This window comes from Serratia sp. CoH_122_TC_1 (assembly GCF_058191755.1).
Genome location: NZ_JBXWLA010000010.1, coordinates 103156 through 120419 on the forward strand (window position 1 = coordinate 103156; position 17264 = coordinate 120419).

The following is a 17264-nucleotide window of genomic DNA, read 5'->3' on the forward strand; positions in this document are numbered from 1 at the left end:
CCCGATGGCGGTTATACTGGCGCCGAAATTGGGTTTTTTTATTGCGGAAAGGATAAGTGATGAAGGCGTTGGTCCCCTTGCTGTTGGCCTATGGCGTGCTCGTTAGCGATCAGGCTATGGCACAGATTGATGAGCCGGATATTAATGCCGATTGTCACAAAGTGGCGAGCTACGCTGAACTGGGGAACAGTGCCTATAAGCGCGGCGACTATTCGCATGCCGCCGATATTTTCCGCGATCAGGCTGCCTGGAGCGAGTTTTGTGGTCTGGACGAACAGGCGACAGCCACGGCCTACAATAACGTGGCGTTGGCCCTGATGCATGCAGGTGAATTGCTCAAGGCTCGGGCTTATTTAGAGCTGGCGCCGCAAGACAGTAAATCTCGGCATAATCTAACGCTGTTGCAGCAGCGGTTAGCGAAGCAGCCACCGTTGGACGGGCCCGGCGGTGTCTACTGGCAATATGCCGGACGTGGCGTATGGAGCGAAGTGGACATCAAACCGCAGGATGGGCACTGGCTGATAAGCTATTCCGGCTATTACATGCCGCAGATGGGCCTGTATTACGGACCGAATATGGGGGAGTTCGCCGAAGTGCTGCCGATTGAACATGGCAAAGCGGTGTACCATCAACGGGAACCGGAGGACGCAACGACCTGTGATGTGTCCATGCAGTTCAGGGCTGATTCGCTGGACATGCGCACCCATGGCGACTGCGGTTTTGGCTTTAACGTGCGGGCTGAAGGGCGCTTTGTGCGGGTTGAATAGTGAGCCCCGGGCATTCAATCGCATGAACACCCGGTGCTGTGGCCGCTTTAAGCCCAGGTGGTGGCACCACTGAGCAACTCTTTCCAGGCCTCGACATTGCCCAGATAGTTACCCACAGGGAGTTGGCGCAAACGACCTTCGCTGTCTTCCAACGCAAAGGTCGGGAACCCTTGACCGTGAATTTTGGCCAAAAGCGCCCGGCTTTGCGCAATGTGCTGGGCGGTCGGCGCACCGGCGTTAAAACGCATTTCGGCGATGAACGGCGCAGAGGCTAAGCCTAACTCCTTCGCCAAGGCTTCCAACACCGGCGTGTCGGCGATACGTCGGCCTTCCTTATAATGCGCCTCTTGAATGCGATGCAGCATATCCAGCCCACGCCCTGCCAGCGCTTGGGCCGCCAGTATTGCAGTAATTGGCGGCTCAGAGTCCATGACTGCGGTGGTGTCACGCAGTAGCCCGTTGAAATAGGCCTCACCGAAAGGTTGCCCGGTTAACTCCGCAATACGTTTATCGTGCGGAATGACATAGTTGCGCCATTCGTCCGTGATCTGACGGCGATTGTTGCCGGTCATCATGCCGCCAGCGTGCAGGGCGATGGTCAGCCCTGGAATAGTTTTGGCCGCTTTTACCAGTGGGGCAGCGCCATAGCACCAGCCACACAGCGGATCGAAAATGTAATGCAGAGTCGTGCCGGTCATCTTTATTCCTCGTTATACCTCTTGTCTTCCAGGCGGCAGCATTGCCACCTGGAAGAGGTCAGGTACCTATCTGTGCAATCAATAACGCCTTAGCCTGCTTTTTGTTGCACGCTTATTGAGGCCACTTCATTTCGCCTTTCAGCACCTTGGCGCTCAGTTCCAGACTCGATTCGTCTTTCAGGTTCGGGTAATGCTTTTTCATCGCCGCAATCAGTTCTGCAGAGTTTTTGGTCTTCGGCAGCTCAGCTTCCAGCGTGGTCAGGTAATTCTGGGTAAAGGTGACGGACTTAAGCGTCTGATCGGCACCCGGCAGGAAGTGACCAGGAACAACGACGTTTGGCTTCAATGCTTTGATGCCTTCCAGCGTTTGTTGCCAGTGTGCACGTGATTCAACCGTTTGGTTATCGGCGACCCACGGGTGGATATTGTCACCGGCAACGGGAACACCGCCCACGACAGCCTTCAGCGCGGGGATCCACACATAGGTGCGCTCTGGTGTTGGGCCCGTCAGGCCTTTCACTTCCACTTTCTGGCCGTCAACGGTGAAACTGTCACCCTGCAACGCCTGAGGTACAACGACCGCTTTTGGTGCGTTATCTTTCAGGATCGGGCCCCAGTACGCGACTTTGCCGTCTTTGGTTGCGTTGATTTCTTTGATCGTGCCGGGTGACGCGATGATTTTTGCCTGTGGGAAAGCGGCCTTAATGACGTCCAGACCGAAGTAGAAATCAGGATCTGAATGGCTGATATAGACGGTGGTCAGTTTTTTACCGGTCGCTTTGATCTTTTTCACCAGTTCTTCCGCGTCGTTGCGCTGGAACTGGGCATCGATCAAGGCCACTTCGTGTTTGCCGCTGATGATTTCAGATGACACAGGGAACACGCTTTTCTCGCCTGGATTGTACACTTCCATGGTCAGGGTATTGGCCGCAGTGGCGTAGGCACTGAAGGTCGTGATGCCGGCGAAGGCCAGAGTCAATAATGATTTGTTAAACATGGTTAGAGATCCTTGAGTCGCGATTAATGTTGTACAGATGTTAGGTTGCATAAAGCGATAGAAAAACCGGATAATAAGCAATTATTCATTGCGTAAATCGGACGAATCATGGATCGCATTACCGCAGCTGAGGTTTTTATCACCATTGTTGACCGTGGCAGCATGATTGCCGCCGCAGAAACGTTGGAAATGTCGCGAGCGATGGTGACCCGTTATCTCGCCCAGATGGAGCAATGGGCCGGCGCACGTTTACTGCACCGTACTACCCGTAAGCTTAGTCTGACTGACGCCGGAGAGCGCACATTGGAGCGTTGCCGACAAATGCTGGCGCTGGCAGGTGAGATTGATCTGGTTGAAAGTGAACAGAGCGACGAACTGCGTGGCTTGCTGCGCATCACCTGTTCGCAGTCCTTGGGTCAGACGGTGCTGGTGGGGGCGGTTGCGCAATACCTCAAGCGCCACCCGCAGGTTGCGGTGGATCTGCAAATGAATAATCGCACGGTGAATTTGGTGGAAGAGCGCATTGATTTGGCATTGCGTATCACGAATGAACTGGATCCCAATTTAATCGCTCGGCCATTGTCATCCTGTGCATCCGTAGTCTGTGCGTCTCCGGCTTATCTGGCGGCGCAGGGTACGCCACGTCACCCACAAGATCTGGCATTGCACAACTGTCTGACGTATTCCTACTTCGGTAAAAGCCTGTGGCATTTTGATCACCAAGGGGTGAAATCGGCGGTCGCGGTGAGCGGTAATCTCAGTGCCAATGAATCCGTGGTGTTGATGGCGGGGACCGTACAGGGGGCCGGTATTTCCATGCAGCCTTATTATTCGGCAGCGCCGTTGTTGGCCAGTGGCGAGCTGATTGAGCTGATGCCGGATTACCAGCCCCAATCTATGGGGATTTACGGTATTTACACCTCACGCCGGCAAATGCCGGCCACTTTGCGCACCATGTTGGATTTTCTGGTGGAGTGGTTTGCCAATGATGCCGACTGGCGGGCGACGCTGCGCTGATATCGTTAACAACACGGTAATATTTGTACACATTTTTCATCATCAGCGCATTCAAGCGGTTAGACGGCTGAGGGGATCTTTTTGTGCCCTGTCACGGCCCGGTCACTGGTTCTCATACTGACCATCATGTTATTCCTGTCGTGTGAGAAGGGTGAATAAGACTTAATAATTATAGGGTTAAGCAGCTTCCCTGGCTCTTTGAACGCCATTTCTGATTCTTCACGGGCAACCTGTCAGGCTGCCCGGCGATTTTTTGTGTTTTTATCTGCCTCGTGCGACTGCCGCCGGGGCTTTGTTGATTGGGAGCGTTACACATGCCTGTTTCTCTGCTCGCACTGGCATTAAGTGCATTTGCCATCGGCACGACCGAGTTCGTTATTATGGGGTTGCTGCCTGAAGTTGCCAGGGATCTGCAGGTCTCTATTCCTTCCGCCGGTTGGTTGATCAGCGGCTATGCGCTGGGTGTGGCTATCGGCGCGCCGATCATGGCGCTGCTGACCGCCAGGCTGCCGCGTAAAAAAACCTTGTTGCTGCTGATGGTGATTTTTATCTTTGGCAACATTATGTGCGCCCTGGGTTACAGCTACGATTTCCTGATGCTGGCGCGCATTATCACTGCACTGTGTCACGGTGCGTTTTTCGGTATTGGTGCCGTTGTGGCGGCTAACCTGGTGGCACCTAACCGTCGTGCCTCTGCGGTCGCGCTGATGTTCACCGGCCTGACGCTGGCTAACGTGTTGGGTGTGCCACTCGGCACCGCATTGGGGCAGGCATTGGGGTGGCGCTCGACGTTCTGGGCGGTGGCCGTGATCGGCGTATTATCCTTGATGGCGCTGTACAGCAAGCTGCCAACGGTGAAGGATGAAACACCGACCGATCTGAAAAAAGAGTTGGCGGCGCTGCGCGGCGGCGGTATCTGGCTTTCGCTACTGATGACGGTGGCTTTTGCCGCATCGATGTTCGCGCTGTTTACTTATATCGCCCCCTTGTTGACTGAAGTGACCGGCGTTTCGTCGCACGGCGTGAGTTGGACGCTGCTGCTGATGGGCGTGGGCCTGACGCTGGGCAATATCCTTGGCGGCCGTCTGGCTGACTGGCGTTTGCCGCTGACGTTGACCTGCACTTTCCTGGTGATTGCCTGCTTCGCTGCGCTATTTAGCTGGACCAGCCATGCTATGGTGCAGGCAGAAATCACGCTGTTCCTGTGGGCGGCGGCGGCATTTGCTGCGGTACCCGCACTGCAAATCAACGTGGTGACTTACGGTAAGAAAGCCCCCAATCTGGTGTCCACGCTGAACATTGCCGCGTTTAATGTCGGCAATGCTATTGGTGCCTGGGTAGGTGGAGTCGTGATCGCGCAAGGACTGGGATTGACCAGCGTACCTCTGGCCGCTGCGGGGATCGCATTGCTGGGGTTGGTTCTGTGCCTGATCACCTTCAGCCGTGCCAAGCGCCCGGCTAGCGCGTAATTACCGCGGCCAAGCGGGCGGGGAGCGTCTCCGCCTGCTGTTGCAAATGCTCGGTAAAGGCGGTGACCAGTGCCGAGGCCGGACGATGCAACGGCCGGATCAAACTGACGGTGAAGGGGACGTCAACGCTGAATGGGCGGATGTGAACGCCGCTGTGGGCGTAGTCAAGCGCCGTTAACGGGTTGACGATCGACACCCCGACCCCGGCTTTAACCATTGCGCAGACTGATGCGGCGCTGTGGGTTTCCATCACCAGACGGCGGTTCACCCCTTCCTCACTGAACAGCGAGTCCAGCAGTTGGCGGTAACTGTCGGTGTTTGACAGGCTGACGAAGTGTTGATCAGCAAAGTCCTGCGGTGTCAGCACCGTTTTTGCCAGCAGTGGGTGCCCTGCCGGTAGCACACACACTTCGTTCAACGTCATCAGCGTCATGCGCTCGGTGCCTGCCGGTGTCAGGGTATTTTCCGTCAGGCCCAAATCGTGGCGCTGTGCCGACAACCATTCTTCCAGCAACGGTGACTCCTGCGGGATGACGCTGAAGCTCACTTCTGGATAGCGATCAATAAAGGGTTTGCACACGGCGGGTAACAGCGACTGCGAGAACACCGGCAGGCAAGCGATCGAAAGCTGTGCTTGCTGAAACTGGCGGATGCCCGCGGCGGCGTTAACGATGCGATCCAGGCCATAATAAGAGCGTTGAACCTCCTCCAACAGCCTCAAGCCTTGAACCGTTGGGGACAAACGGCCCCGCACCCGCTCGAATAATTGCAATTGAATCAGTTTCTCAAAGCGTGCCAGCTCGCGGCTGACGGTGGGCTGAGAGGTTTGCAGCAGTGCAGCGGCCTCGGTCAGATTGCCGGTCGTCATCACCGCATAGAAGATTTCAATCTGGCGCAGGGTTATCGCGTGCATCGAGAGGGTCCTTAACGAGCAAAGCCATATCATAAATGAATAGACTCTGGCTAAATAGATATTTTCCACCCGAGAAAGAGTGCGGCAATATTAAGGTCATTAACCAGCCCTAGGGATTTCCAATCGCAGTTAACAGCGCCGCGATGTGAAATACGACGGCCAGACCACTTTCGAACCGGGGACATCACCATGCCACGCGCTTTGCACGACACTTCGACGGCTCTTAATGCCGCTAACCTGCTGGCTTTGCCGCAGCGTTTTGGTTGCCCTGTATGGGCTTATGATGCTGCTATCATCAGTGAGCGCATTAGCCAACTGCGTCATTTTGATGTGATCCGCTTCGCCCAGAAGGCGTGTTCGAATATCCATATTTTGCGCCTGATGCGTGAGCAGGGCGTTAAAGTGGATTCAGTGTCGCTCGGTGAGATCGAACGTGCATTGCAAGCAGGGTTTCAGCCGGGCGGCGAGCCAAGTGAAATCGTGTTTACTGCCGACGTGCTGGACCATGCAACGCTGGCACGCGTCAGTGAGCTGAAAATCCCGGTCAATGTCGGGTCGATCGACATGTTGGAGCAACTGGGTCAGGTGTCTGCAGAGCATCCCGTGTGGCTGCGTATCAACCCAGGCTTTGGGCATGGTCACAGTCAGAAAACCAATACCGGCGGCGAGAACAGCAAGCACGGCATTTGGTATGCCGATTTGCCGCAGGCAGTAAAAAAAATTCAACAATATGGCCTGAAGCTGATCGGCGTGCATATGCATATCGGCTCGGGTGTTGATTACCAACACCTGGAGCGCGTGTGTGACGCCATGGTGCAGCAGGTCATTGACCTCGGTCAGGATATCAGCGCCATCTCAGCCGGCGGCGGCCTGTCTATCCCGTATCAATACGGTGAAGAGGCGATTGATACCGAACACTATTTTGGCCTGTGGAACCGCGCCCGTGAGCGTATTGCCGCCCATTTGGGCCACCCGATAAGCCTGGAGATTGAACCGGGCCGTTTCCTGATGGCGGAAGCCGGGGTGCTGGTCGCTGAGGTGCGCGCGGTGAAAGATATGGGTAGCCGCCACTTTGTGCTGGTGGATGCCGGTTTTAACGATTTGATGCGTCCGGCGATGTACGGCAGCTACCACCATATTTCTTTGTTACCGGCCGATGGCCGCGATACTGCCAACCAGCCATTGCGCGATACCGTGATCGCCGGGCCGCTGTGCGAATCGGGTGATGTCTTTACCCAGCAGGCCGGTGGCGGTATTGAAACCCGCGAACTGCCGCCAGTGCAGGTTGGCGATTATCTGGTATTCCATGATACCGGGGCGTATGGCGCCTCAATGTCATCGAACTACAACAGCCGTCCGCTGCTGCCGGAGGTGCTGTTTGAGAACGGTGAACCGCGCTTGATCCGTCGTCGACAGACGATTGAAGAGTTGATAGCGCTGGAATTGCTCTGATTGTTTTGGGCGCAACCTGCTGCGCCCGTTTCACAGCGTCATGCGTCGATGTTGGCCGTTGGGGAGTTGGACGTCCAGCGACAGCGTGCCTCCCATTGCTTCAATGTAGCGCTTCAGCGAAGAGAGTTTGATTTCGCTGCCGCGTTTCTCCAAATTGGCAACCGAAGGCTGGCTGATACCCAGCCGCTTGGCCAGTTCTGCCTGGGACACGGCCAGTTCTTCTCGCAGCATTGCCAGCCGTAGTTCAAAAATCTCGTTGTCCGCTTTTTGTCGTGCCGCTTCAACGACGTTTGGGTCGAGTTTATCGATCAGATTTGATAATGGCTTGGCCATATACGTTACCTCAGGGTTGCCAGATAATATGAAAATTCTCTCACGGCGATGGGCAACATTTGCTGATAGAAGCGTTTATTGCCGGTTTTATCGCCACCACATAGCAGGACGGCCTGCCGTTGTGGGTCGAAGGCGAAGAAAACCCGAAATGGGCGCCCACGGTGCTGAATACGCAATTCTTTCAAATGCTGTATTTTGCCATGGTGATGCAGCGTGTCGGCATGCGGACGTGCCAGCAAAGGGCCAAACTCCCGCAGTTTAAAAATGCCCACTAAGAGGCTTTCTTGTTCATCCCCGTTTAATGATAAAAACCAGCTGTCGAATCGTTCGACGGTCACAACCTGCCACATGTCACGCTCCGAATATAGCTTCAGAGCTATATAGTGTAAAGGCTATCGTGGTGACAATATGCTGCCAAGTTGCAGGTAAGGGAAATTGCAGTGGAAGAAATGCGGCGCGGTGCGCAACCGACGACAACGCCAGTGGGAATCAATCAGCGTATGGCCCTGGAATCACTGATTCACGTAGCCGTAATTCACCGGTAAAAGGCGGGAGCGGCTGGATGTCTTCTCGGTTGATCAAGCGGAAAGCCTGGCTGATGGCGGCTTCGATCATGACATCGATCGGCAGATAAACCGTGGAGAGCGCAGGTTGTAAATAGGCGGCGCTGGGTTCGTCGTCAAAGCCGAACAGTGAGACATCCTGTGGCAGGCGTTTGCCGGCATCGTGCAGCGCCTTCATCGCGCCCACCGCCATATCGTCGTTGCAGGCGAACAGTGCGCTGAAATTGCTATTCTCGTCCAGTAAACGCTGTACCCCCTGATAACCACTTTGTACGCTGCTGTCGCCATAGGCCACTCGGGAGGCATCGAAGGCAATCTGATGGTGCTCAAGCGCCTGTTGGTAACCTGCCAGCCGCGCCTGAGCGGTAGGCGTCCTGATGGGGCCGGTAATGCAGGCGATCTCGCGGTGCCCTTGTTGAATCAGATAATCAACCGCATGGAAGGCAGCCTTTTGTTGTTCGAAGAACACGCAGCGTGCTCGCGCTTGCGGCAAATCGCGGTTGATCACCATAATCGGTACCGGCAGGCTGTCCAGCAAATCCATCAGTGCAGATTCGGACATGAAGCGAGTATAGAGAATAATGGCATCACAGCGCCGATCGGCCAACAGCTGCACTGCCTGGAGCTCATCTTCCGGTGTGTCGTGGCCGTCGGTGACAATCAAGTGCTTGCCGCTGGCTTCAATCAGCTTAGCTGCACGGCGGAGCAGTCGCCCGAAGTAGGGGCCGTCGAAATTGGACACGACCAACCCGATGCTGTTGGAGCTTTTGTTCGCCAACGATTGGGCAAGGAAATTCGGGCGGTAACCCAATTCGTCCATCGCTTTGAACACGGCTTCTCGGGTACTCTTTTTCACCTGGCCGGTGCCATTTAACACGCGTGAAACTGTGGCTTTAGATACCCCCGCGCGAATGGAAACATCCAACATGGTGATCATCAGTGGCTTACCCCTTTCAACATCCGCTGGTGGCAAATAATGCTCAGTCTAGCATAGGGTTAGCTGTTGGCTGTGCGGCTTTTTATCGTGGTGACGGTGTCGCGGGCAAACGCGTGTAGATGAGAATCAAGCAATGAAAAAAGGGCGGTAGAATGACAAGTATTGTGCTGTTGGCTGACTTTCCTCAGTACCGTGAGCAGGTGATTGACTGGCAATGGCGGGCGTTCGGCAGCGAGAGCAGCCGGGCATTTTTCGCCAGTGTGGTAGACAGCGGCCTGCGTGGGGCGGATTTGCCCGTCACCTTTATCGCTCTGCTGGGGGATAAACTGGTTGGCACTGTCGGCTTATGGCGCTGTGATCTGATTAGCCGCCAAGATTTGACGCCTTGGCTGGCGGCGTTGTACATCGACGAAAGCCAGCGTGGCACTGGCCTGGGCCTGCAGTTGCAGCAGCATGTGCAGGATTACAGCCGGCAGCTTGGTTTCAGCGAGCTGTATCTTTACGCTGACTTCAGCGGTTATTACGAACGCCATGGCTGGCACTATATCGGTGACGCGCTGGATTATCCTGACCGCCCGGTGCGGCTGTATCACCGGGCGTTAGGCTAGTTCTGCTCGTACACGTTATTGATGCTGGACACCGAATGGCGGCGCACCAGCGTCGGGCTAAACATGTTGGTAATTTCGGGCCGCGGCAGGTTATTGGCCAGCGCCAGTGCCAATTCAGCCGCCTGGGTCGCCATGGCCACGACAGGATAGCGAATGGTTGTCAGGCGTGGTCGCAGGTAGCGTGAAATCAGCACGTCATCAAAGCCAATCAACGACATCTGTCCCGGCACGTCGACGCTGTTATCGCTGAGTACCGATAACGCGCCCGCAGCCATAGAATCGTTGTAGCAGGTCACTGCGGTAAAGTTTTTTCCCCGGCCAAGCAACTCGGTCATGGCGTGCTCACCCCCAATTTCGTCGGGTTCGCCGTAGGCAATCAGCTTTTCATCCACCGGGATGCCATGTTCCTGCAATGCATCGAGATAGCCTTGCAGACGGTCTGCTGCGTCAGAAATCTGGTGGGTGGAACAAATAATGGCAATACGCTGATGCCCTTGCTGGATCAAATGGCGGGTTGCCAGCCAGGCACCGTAACGGTCGTCAAGTGCGACGCAGCGAGATTCAAAACCTGGGAGCGTACGGTTAATCAGCACCATGCCAGGGATTTGCTGCATCCAGCCGCTTAATTCACGATCGGTCAGTTTTTTGGCATGCACCACCAGCGCAGCACAGCGATGGCGCACCAGTTGTTCGATCGCCTGACGTTCTTTTTCCGCATCGTGGTACCCGTTGCCGATCAGCAGAAAATTGTGGGTCGCGTAGGACACCTGTTCCACCGCTTTGACCATGGCGCCAAAGAAAGGATCGGACACGTCAGAGACAATCAATCCGAGCGTTTCGGTCGATTGCTGCGCCAGCGCGCGGGCGTTAGCGTTGGGGTGATATTGCAATTGTTCCATCGCGGCTTGCACGGCGGTGCGTGAGCCTTCGCTGGCTTTTGGGGAGTTATTTATTACACGGGATACCGTGGCCACGGAAACACCCGCCAGCCTGGCAACATCCTTTATGGTAGCCATATCTGTCATACATCCTGGGTAATCGCTTACATTCCTCAGTTTTGCGGAAAAAGTCCGGTGCTGCAAGCGCTGGCGATCGCAACTTGTGGTGGCTGTTGCAGATATGTGCGATTTATCGTGCGCTTAGACTTACCGGACGCATTAATAGCGCAATTTGTGCTTTGGTTCCGGGCACTGGCTGATGTTACTTTTGTGCATCTTTTCTTGTTCGAGAACCGCATGTCGATTAAACGTTATCCGCAACTCGCGCATTGGGGGGCTTATACCGCCGTGGTTGAAGACGGCAGGCTTATCCGTTGTGAGCCTTTTGCCGATGATCCGGATCCTTCTCCATTGCTCGACTCCATTGCGCCAATGGCCTATTCCGATAAGCGTATCCGCAAGCCGGCGGTGCGTCGTTCCTGGCTGCAAAAACGTGAAGGCAGTGACCGCACGCTGCGTGGTCGTGAGGATTTTGTTGAGGTTGACTGGGAGCTTGCACTTGATCTGGTGGCGGAAGAAAACCGGCGCGTGCGCGATCGTTACGGTCCTTCAGGCCTGTTTACCGGTTCCTACGGCTGGTCGTCCGCCGGCCGTTTGCATCATGCGCGTTCGTTGGTGCGGCGTTTTTATTTCAGTGGCGGTGGCGGCGTTGATCAGTTGGGTAACTACAGCTGGGGTTCGGCGCAGTTTTTCCTGCCGTATGTGATCGGCACCTTCACCCCATTGACCGGACGTGTCACCAGTTGGCCCAGTGTGATCGCGCACTGTGAGCTGTTTGTGGCCTTCGGTGGGCTGGCGTTGAAGAATGCCCAAGTGTCTTCTGGCGGGGCTGCTGAACATTCACTCAAGCCCTGGTTGCAAAAACTGGTTCAGAAAGGCACCCCGGTTATCAACATCAGCCCGATGCGCGATGACTGCCCGGCATTTGTTAATGCCGAATGGATCCCGATCCGTCCGAACACCGACGTGGCGTTGATGTTAGCGTTAGCGTACGAAATTCAACGCCAAGGGGCGCAGGACGAAGCCTTCCTTTATAGCCATTGTACCGGTTACGACCAACTGGCGAATTATCTGCGTGGCGTGGATGACGGCGTGGCGAAAACGCCAGAATGGGCCAGCGCAATTACCGGCATTCCGGCGGCGCGCATTGCGTTGTTGGCGCAGCAACTGATTGGTGTACGCAGTTTTCTCACCTGTTCCTATTCAGTTCAGCGCGCCCACCGCGGCGAACAGCCCTACTGGATGATGATAGCGCTGTCGGCGATGCTTGGTCAGGTTGGGCTACCCGGCGGCGGTTTCTCGTTTGGCCATGGTTCGATGAATGGCGTTGGCAATCCGCGCGTGGACACGCCAGGGCCAATGATGTCGGTGGGGGAGAACCCATGCGGGTTGGCTATTCCCGTGGCGCGTATCTGCGACATGTTGCTGCACCCCGGCGAACCCTATCAGTTCCGCGGTGAAACCTTGCACTATCCGGATATCCATCTGGTGCATTGGGCCGGTGGCAACCCGTTCCATCACCATCAGCAGTTAAATCGACTGGTGGAGGGCTGGCAGAAGCCGGATACGGTGATTGTGCAGGATATCTGGTGGACGCCGGCGGCAAAGATGGCAGATATCGTTCTGCCAGTCACGACCTCGCTGGAACGTAACGACATTGGCGGTTCATCACGCGATCGCTACGTGTTGGCGATGCATCAGGCCATTGCACCACAGCATCAAGCGCGCAACGATTTTGATATTTTTGCCGACTTGGCGGAGCGATTGGGTTATCGCGAGCAATTCACCGAAAACCGCAATGAACGTGCCTGGATCGAATCTATTTACCAACAGTGTGGGCAGGCGCAGGCGGGCACCGGGGTGGAATGGCCCGAATTTGACGATTTCTGGCGTAAAGGCTACGTCGAGTTGCCGGCACCGGCGAAGGAATTTGTGTTCTTTGACGACTTTCGTGCCAATCCAAAGGCTAACCCGCTGCAAACGCCGAGTGGCAAAATTGAGCTGTTCAGCGAGAAAATCGCCCGTTATCGCTATCCCGATTTTGCACCCCATCCGCAGTGGCAGCCGCCGGTTGAGTGGCTGGGGGCTCCACAGGCAAAAACGTGGCCGCTGCACCTGATTTCTATTCAGCCGAGCGACCGTTTGCATAGCCAGATGGATCCTGCACCACTGGCGCAAGGCAATAAAACCGCGGGTCGTGAGACTCTGTATATGCACCCTGAGGATGCAGAAAAACGGGGTATTGCCAATGGCGCCGAAGTGCAGGTTAGCAATGCGCGTGGTCACTGCCTGGCGGGCGTTGCTATTACCGATGGGGTCACACGTGGTGTGGTACTGATGGCGACCGGAGCCTGGTTTGATCCGGGGGTGGGTGACCAACAGTTACCGGTAGAGCAGTCCGGCAACCCCAATGTATTAACGCTGGATATCGGCACCTCGCCGCTAACCCAGGGGCCGAACGCCATGAGCTGCCTGGTAGAGGTGAGCACCCGATAAATAGCTGGTTACACTTTGCGCCCTAATGTTGCGATAGCCTGCTGACTGGTATTTGGCAGCACGGGGTAAGTTTAACGTCCCAGAGGTATTGATTGGTGAGTTTCAACAACGTGTTTGTTGAACCCATATTAATTTGCACCAACCTACGCAGATGCGTAGGTTTTTTTTCCTGAAGCCCAGCTAACCCGCCTGCACAAAATCACATTTTGTATTTATCTTGCCCAGGATTGTTTAGCTTTCATTGAGTTATTTCCGCCAAACGTGGGAAATTTACAGCTGGTTGCATTTAGAGCAAAACTCTTGCGATTGATCGGTAGTTTCTTAATCCACTCCTCTCTAGAGTAGGTGATCCCAGAGGTATTGATTGGTGAGAAATCAACATACTCTGTATGTTGAAGCCATTTTCAATTGCACCAACCTACGCGGATGCGTAGGTTTTTTTTTGCCTGCTATCTGCCATATAGTATTCTTTTCCCAACAACCATTTATCCCCTTTACCTTTCAAGGCGCTGGTGTGTTGGCTGCGCCCCAATGACTTACTTCTGTAAGCGCTAGGGGGCCCGTATGCTGGCGGCCATCCCGCTCCTTGAGATCGATTGGGGATACACTCATTTTGGGCCAAAGGGAGAAGGGCATGATCTTTTCTATGCTGCGGGTGTTGTTCCGCCTGTTGTACCGGGTACGTGTCGAAGGTGACGCCCGGCATTTTGATCAGCCAAAGTTGCTGATTACACCCAATCATATCTCCTTCCTTGATGGCATTCTGTTGGCGCTGTTCTTACCGATCAAACCGGTGTTTGCCGTTTATGCCAGCATTGGCGATCGTTGGTTTATGCGTTGGCTGCGGCCCTATATCGATTTTGTCTCACTCGACCCAACAAAACCGATGGCCATCAAGCAGCTGGTGCGCAGGGTGGAACAGGGACGACCGATTGTGGTTTTTCCTGAAGGGCGGATTACCGTTACCGGATCCTTGATGAAGGTTTACGATGGCGCTGCATTTATTGCCGCTAAATCGGGGGCGACCCTGGTGCCCATTCGGCTCGATGGTGCTGAATTCAGCCCCTTTGGCCGTATGGCTGGGGTGTTCAAGATCCGCTGGTTTCCACAGATCAGCATCCGGATCTTACCCCCAACGTCACTGCCGATGCCGATTGCCCCCCGTGCCCGCGATCGCCGTGCGCTTGCCGGGGACCGTTTGCATCAGATCATGATGCAGGCACGTATGGATACCCGCGAACCACAGACCTTGTTTCAAGCCCTGCTGGCAGCACAGCACCGTTACGGCAGCCGTAAGCCGTGCATCGAGGATATTAACTTTAAGGAAGACAGCTACCAGACGTTGATCAAAAAGGCTCTGGGTGTCAGCCGTATCCTGCAACGCTTTACTGCCGAGGGTGAGCATGTCGGCATGCTATTGCCGAATGCCACTATCACTGTCGCAGTGATTTTTGGCGCTTCGCTGCGTAACCGTATTCCGGCGATGCTCAATTACACCGCCGGATCCAATGGCCTGAAAAGCGCCATGACCGCCGCCAGTATCAAAACCATTGTCACTTCGCGCCAGTTTCTGGAGAAGGGCAAATTGACGCATTTACCGCAGCAGGTACCTGAAGCTAACTGGGTCTATCTGGAGGATTTGAAAGATACCGTTACTTTGACGGACAAATTGTGGATCCTTCGCCATTTGTTGCAACCTGCGCGGGCAATGCTGCCACAGCGGCCTGACGATGCTGCGTTGATCCTGTTTACCTCGGGCTCGGAAGGTAATCCAAAAGGCGTGGTGCATTCTCACGCCAGTTTATTGGCCAATGTTGAGCAGATCCGTACCATTGCTGATTTCACGCCACGTGATCGCTTTATGTCATCGCTACCCTTGTTCCACTCATTTGGCCTGACGGTCGGGCTGTTGACGCCGCTGATGACCGGTAGCCGTATTTTCCTCTATCCCAGTCCGCTCCATTACCGCGTGGTACCGGAGCTGGTGTATGACCGCAACTGCACCGTGTTGTTTGGTACTGCTACCTTCCTTAATAACTATGCACGCTTTGCCCATCCTTATGATTTTGCCCGTTTACGCTATGTCGTGGCTGGCGCGGAAAAGCTGGCAGACAGCACCAAACAAATTTATCAGGACAAATATGGCATTCGCATCCTCGAAGGCTATGGCGTAACAGAATGTGCACCTGTGGTGTCGATCAACGTACCGCTGGCGGCTAAGGTCGGTACGGTGGGGCGCATTATGCCGAAGATGGAGGCGCGGCTGATCGCGGTACCAGGCATTGATAACGGCGGGCGTCTGCAGTTGAAAGGGCCGAATATCATGAAGGGCTATTTGCGGGTGGAGCGTCCGGGCGAGTTGGAACCACCGGCGGCAGAGGATGCACAGGGTAACCTGCAACCGGGCTGGTATGATACCGGCGATATCGTCACATTAGACGAACAGGGATACTGTGTGATCCGTGGTCGAGTGAAGCGCTTTGCCAAACTGGCGGGTGAAATGGTTTCGCTAGAGAGTGTTGAGCTGTTGGCACAACGTGCAGCGCCAGAAGGGCAGCACGCTGCTACGGTGAAAAGCGATAGCAGCAAGGGCGAGGCGCTGGTGCTGTTTACCACGGCAGCAGGCATGAGCCGTGAAGCGTTGCTACGGGTCGCTCGTGAGTTGGGCAGCCCCGAGCTGACAGTGCCGCGTGATATTCGCATTTTGAAAACCTTGCCGGTGCTTGGCAGCGGTAAGCCGGACTTTGTGACCCTGCGTAACATGGCTGAACAGCCGGAGACAGTCTGATGAGCTCGACGTTGAATACTGATTCACCTCTGCTTTCACGCAGTATGATCGCCGTGATCTGTGCGCAGTTCCTGTCCGCTTTTGGCGATAATGCGTTGCTGTTCGCCACGCTGGCGCTGATCAAACAACAACTCTACCCGGACTGGAGTCAGCCGATTTTGCAAATGGCTTTTGTCGCGACCTACATCGTTCTAGCTCCCTTTGTCGGTCAGGTCGCCGACAGTTTCGCCAAGGGGCGAGTGATGATGGTGTCCAATGGATTGAAGCTGGCTGGCGCACTGGTCATCTGTTTTGGGCTCAATCCGTTCCTTGGTTATAGCCTGGTGGGTGTCGGCGCCGCAGCCTATTCGCCGGCAAAATACGGCATTCTGGGGGAGATCACCGGCGGTGAAAAACTGGTCAAGGCCAACGGCCTGATGGAGGCTTCCACTATTGCTGCGATCCTGATTGGCTCTGTGGCCGGTGGTATATTGGCCGATTGGCATATCGTGGCGGCGCTGGCGGTGTGTGCATTGGTCTATGCGGCTGCGGTGATCGCCAACCTGTATATTCCGCGCTTGCCGGCGGCGCATCCGGCGGTTTCCTGGACGCCGCGTGCCATGACTCGCGCTTTCTTCAACGCTTGCGTGGTGCTGTGGCGCGATGGTCAGACACGTTTTTCATTGATTGGTACCAGCCTGTTCTGGGGCGCAGGGGTCACACTGCGTTTTCTGCTGGTGCTGTGGGTACCCGTGGCGCTCGGTATCACGGATAACGCCACGCCAACGCTACTCAATGCGATGGTGGCGGTTGGGATTGTGGTGGGGACCGGTGCCGCCGCGCGCTTTGTCACGTTGGAGACGGTGAAACGCTGCATGCCTGCCGGGATTTTGATCGGTGTCGCTGTGGCGGTATTTGCACTGCAAACGACCCTGTTTAACGCCTATGTGGTGTTGTTGATTATCGGCGTGTTGGGCGGCTTCTTTGTGGTACCGCTGAATGCCTTATTACAGGAACGGGGCAAAAACTCGGTGGGGGCAGGCAATGCGATCGCGGTGCAAAACCTGGGAGAGAACACCGCAATGTTGCTGATGCTCGGGCTGTATTCTCTGGCGGTGAAAGTCAGCGTGCCGGTGGTTGGCGTAGGAATTGGTTTTGGCGTGGTGTTTGCGCTGGCGATAAGCGCACTGTGGTTGTCGCAGCGGCGGGCAAAATAACAGATGGGGCGCGGTTCATTTACGCGCCCCAC

Annotated in this window: 15 protein-coding genes; 8 read left to right on the forward strand and 7 right to left on the reverse strand. The window is 55.3% G+C overall.

What is annotated here, in order from left to right:
• The first annotated feature begins 59 nt into the window (after positions 1-59).
• Positions 60-767, forward strand: coding sequence for a tetratricopeptide repeat protein (locus AC2FC2_RS14575; RefSeq protein WP_209639734.1), 708 nt, complete (start codon positions 60-62; stop codon positions 765-767).
• Between the two features lie 47 nt (positions 768-814).
• Here AC2FC2_RS14575 and AC2FC2_RS14580 read toward each other — a convergent pair whose 3' ends face one another.
• Together AC2FC2_RS14580 and AC2FC2_RS14585 are read right to left on the reverse strand one after the other, a co-directional pair.
• A complete protein-coding gene (locus AC2FC2_RS14580; protein ID WP_265556499.1) occupies positions 815-1465 on the reverse strand; it encodes a DsbA family protein in 651 nt (216 codons plus the stop codon).
• Positions 1466-1577: 112 nt separating this feature from the next.
• Positions 1578-2462 carry an MBL fold metallo-hydrolase gene (locus AC2FC2_RS14585; RefSeq protein WP_404760877.1) on the reverse strand — a complete coding sequence of 295 codons (885 nt, stop codon included), beginning with the start codon at positions 2460-2462 and terminating at the stop codon, positions 1578-1580.
• Between the two features lie 108 nt (positions 2463-2570).
• Between AC2FC2_RS14585 and AC2FC2_RS14590 the strand changes: the two genes are divergently transcribed.
• Both AC2FC2_RS14590 and AC2FC2_RS14595 read left to right on the forward strand, forming a co-directional pair.
• Positions 2571-3479: a LysR family transcriptional regulator gene (locus AC2FC2_RS14590; protein WP_209639743.1), complete on the forward strand. Its 909-nt coding sequence runs from the start codon at positions 2571-2573 to the stop codon at positions 3477-3479.
• Positions 3480-3793: 314 nt separating this feature from the next.
• Positions 3794-4948: an MFS transporter gene (locus AC2FC2_RS14595; RefSeq protein ID WP_209639745.1), complete on the forward strand. Its 1155-nt coding sequence runs from the start codon at positions 3794-3796 to the stop codon at positions 4946-4948.
• Here AC2FC2_RS14595 and AC2FC2_RS14600 read toward each other — a convergent pair.
• Entirely contained in the window at positions 4938-5861 is a 924-nt protein-coding gene (locus AC2FC2_RS14600) for a LysR family transcriptional regulator (protein ID WP_209639748.1), read from the reverse strand. The two genes, AC2FC2_RS14595 and AC2FC2_RS14600, sit on opposite strands and share 11 nt — an antisense overlap.
• A 189-nt stretch (positions 5862-6050) precedes the next feature.
• Between AC2FC2_RS14600 and lysA the strand changes: the two genes are divergently transcribed.
• Entirely contained in the window at positions 6051-7313 is a 1263-nt protein-coding gene (gene lysA, locus AC2FC2_RS14605; RefSeq protein ID WP_490659445.1) for a diaminopimelate decarboxylase, read from the forward strand.
• Positions 7314-7343: 30 nt separating this feature from the next.
• Here lysA and AC2FC2_RS14610 read toward each other — a convergent pair whose 3' ends face one another.
• The 3 genes from AC2FC2_RS14610 to AC2FC2_RS14620 form a co-directional block, all read right to left on the reverse strand.
• A complete protein-coding gene (locus AC2FC2_RS14610; RefSeq protein WP_209639754.1) occupies positions 7344-7646 on the reverse strand; it encodes a helix-turn-helix domain-containing protein in 303 nt (100 codons plus the stop codon).
• 5 nt (positions 7647-7651) lie between these two features.
• Entirely contained in the window at positions 7652-7996 is a 345-nt protein-coding gene (locus AC2FC2_RS14615) for a type II toxin-antitoxin system RelE/ParE family toxin (RefSeq protein WP_490659446.1), read from the reverse strand.
• A 139-nt stretch (positions 7997-8135) separates the two neighbouring features.
• The gene (locus AC2FC2_RS14620) at positions 8136-9146 is read right to left on the reverse strand and encodes a LacI family DNA-binding transcriptional regulator (protein ID WP_265556489.1); all 1011 of its coding nucleotides are present in this window, start codon (positions 9144-9146) and stop codon (positions 8136-8138) included.
• 152 nt (positions 9147-9298) lie between these two features.
• On the opposite strand from AC2FC2_RS14620, the gene AC2FC2_RS14625 reads away from it, so the two are divergent.
• Positions 9299-9754 (forward strand): GNAT family N-acetyltransferase, encoded by a 456-nt coding sequence (locus AC2FC2_RS14625; RefSeq protein WP_209639763.1) that lies wholly within the window; start codon positions 9299-9301, stop codon positions 9752-9754.
• Here AC2FC2_RS14625 and galR read toward each other — a convergent pair.
• On the reverse strand, positions 9751-10770 hold the full coding sequence (galR, locus tag AC2FC2_RS14630; RefSeq protein ID WP_265556487.1) for an HTH-type transcriptional regulator GalR: 1020 nt from the start codon (positions 10768-10770) through the stop codon (positions 9751-9753). The genes AC2FC2_RS14625 and galR overlap by 4 nt on opposite strands.
• A gap of 219 nt (positions 10771-10989) precedes the next feature.
• Between galR and AC2FC2_RS14635 the strand changes: the two genes are divergently transcribed.
• The 3 genes from AC2FC2_RS14635 to lplT all read left to right on the forward strand — a co-directional run bounded on the left by AC2FC2_RS14635 (position 10990) and on the right by lplT (position 17232).
• Positions 10990-13248 (forward strand): molybdopterin guanine dinucleotide-containing S/N-oxide reductase, encoded by a 2259-nt coding sequence (locus AC2FC2_RS14635; protein ID WP_265556486.1) that lies wholly within the window; start codon positions 10990-10992, stop codon positions 13246-13248.
• A gap of 634 nt (positions 13249-13882) precedes the next feature.
• The gene (gene aas, locus AC2FC2_RS14640; protein ID WP_490659447.1) at positions 13883-16036 is read left to right on the forward strand and encodes a bifunctional acyl-ACP--phospholipid O-acyltransferase/long-chain-fatty-acid--ACP ligase; all 2154 of its coding nucleotides are present in this window, start codon (positions 13883-13885) and stop codon (positions 16034-16036) included.
• The gene (gene lplT, locus AC2FC2_RS14645; protein WP_490659448.1) at positions 16036-17232 is read left to right on the forward strand and encodes a lysophospholipid transporter LplT; all 1197 of its coding nucleotides are present in this window, start codon (positions 16036-16038) and stop codon (positions 17230-17232) included. The genes aas and lplT overlap by 1 nt, the downstream gene beginning before the upstream one ends.
• The last annotated feature ends 32 nt before the right edge of the window (positions 17233-17264 follow it).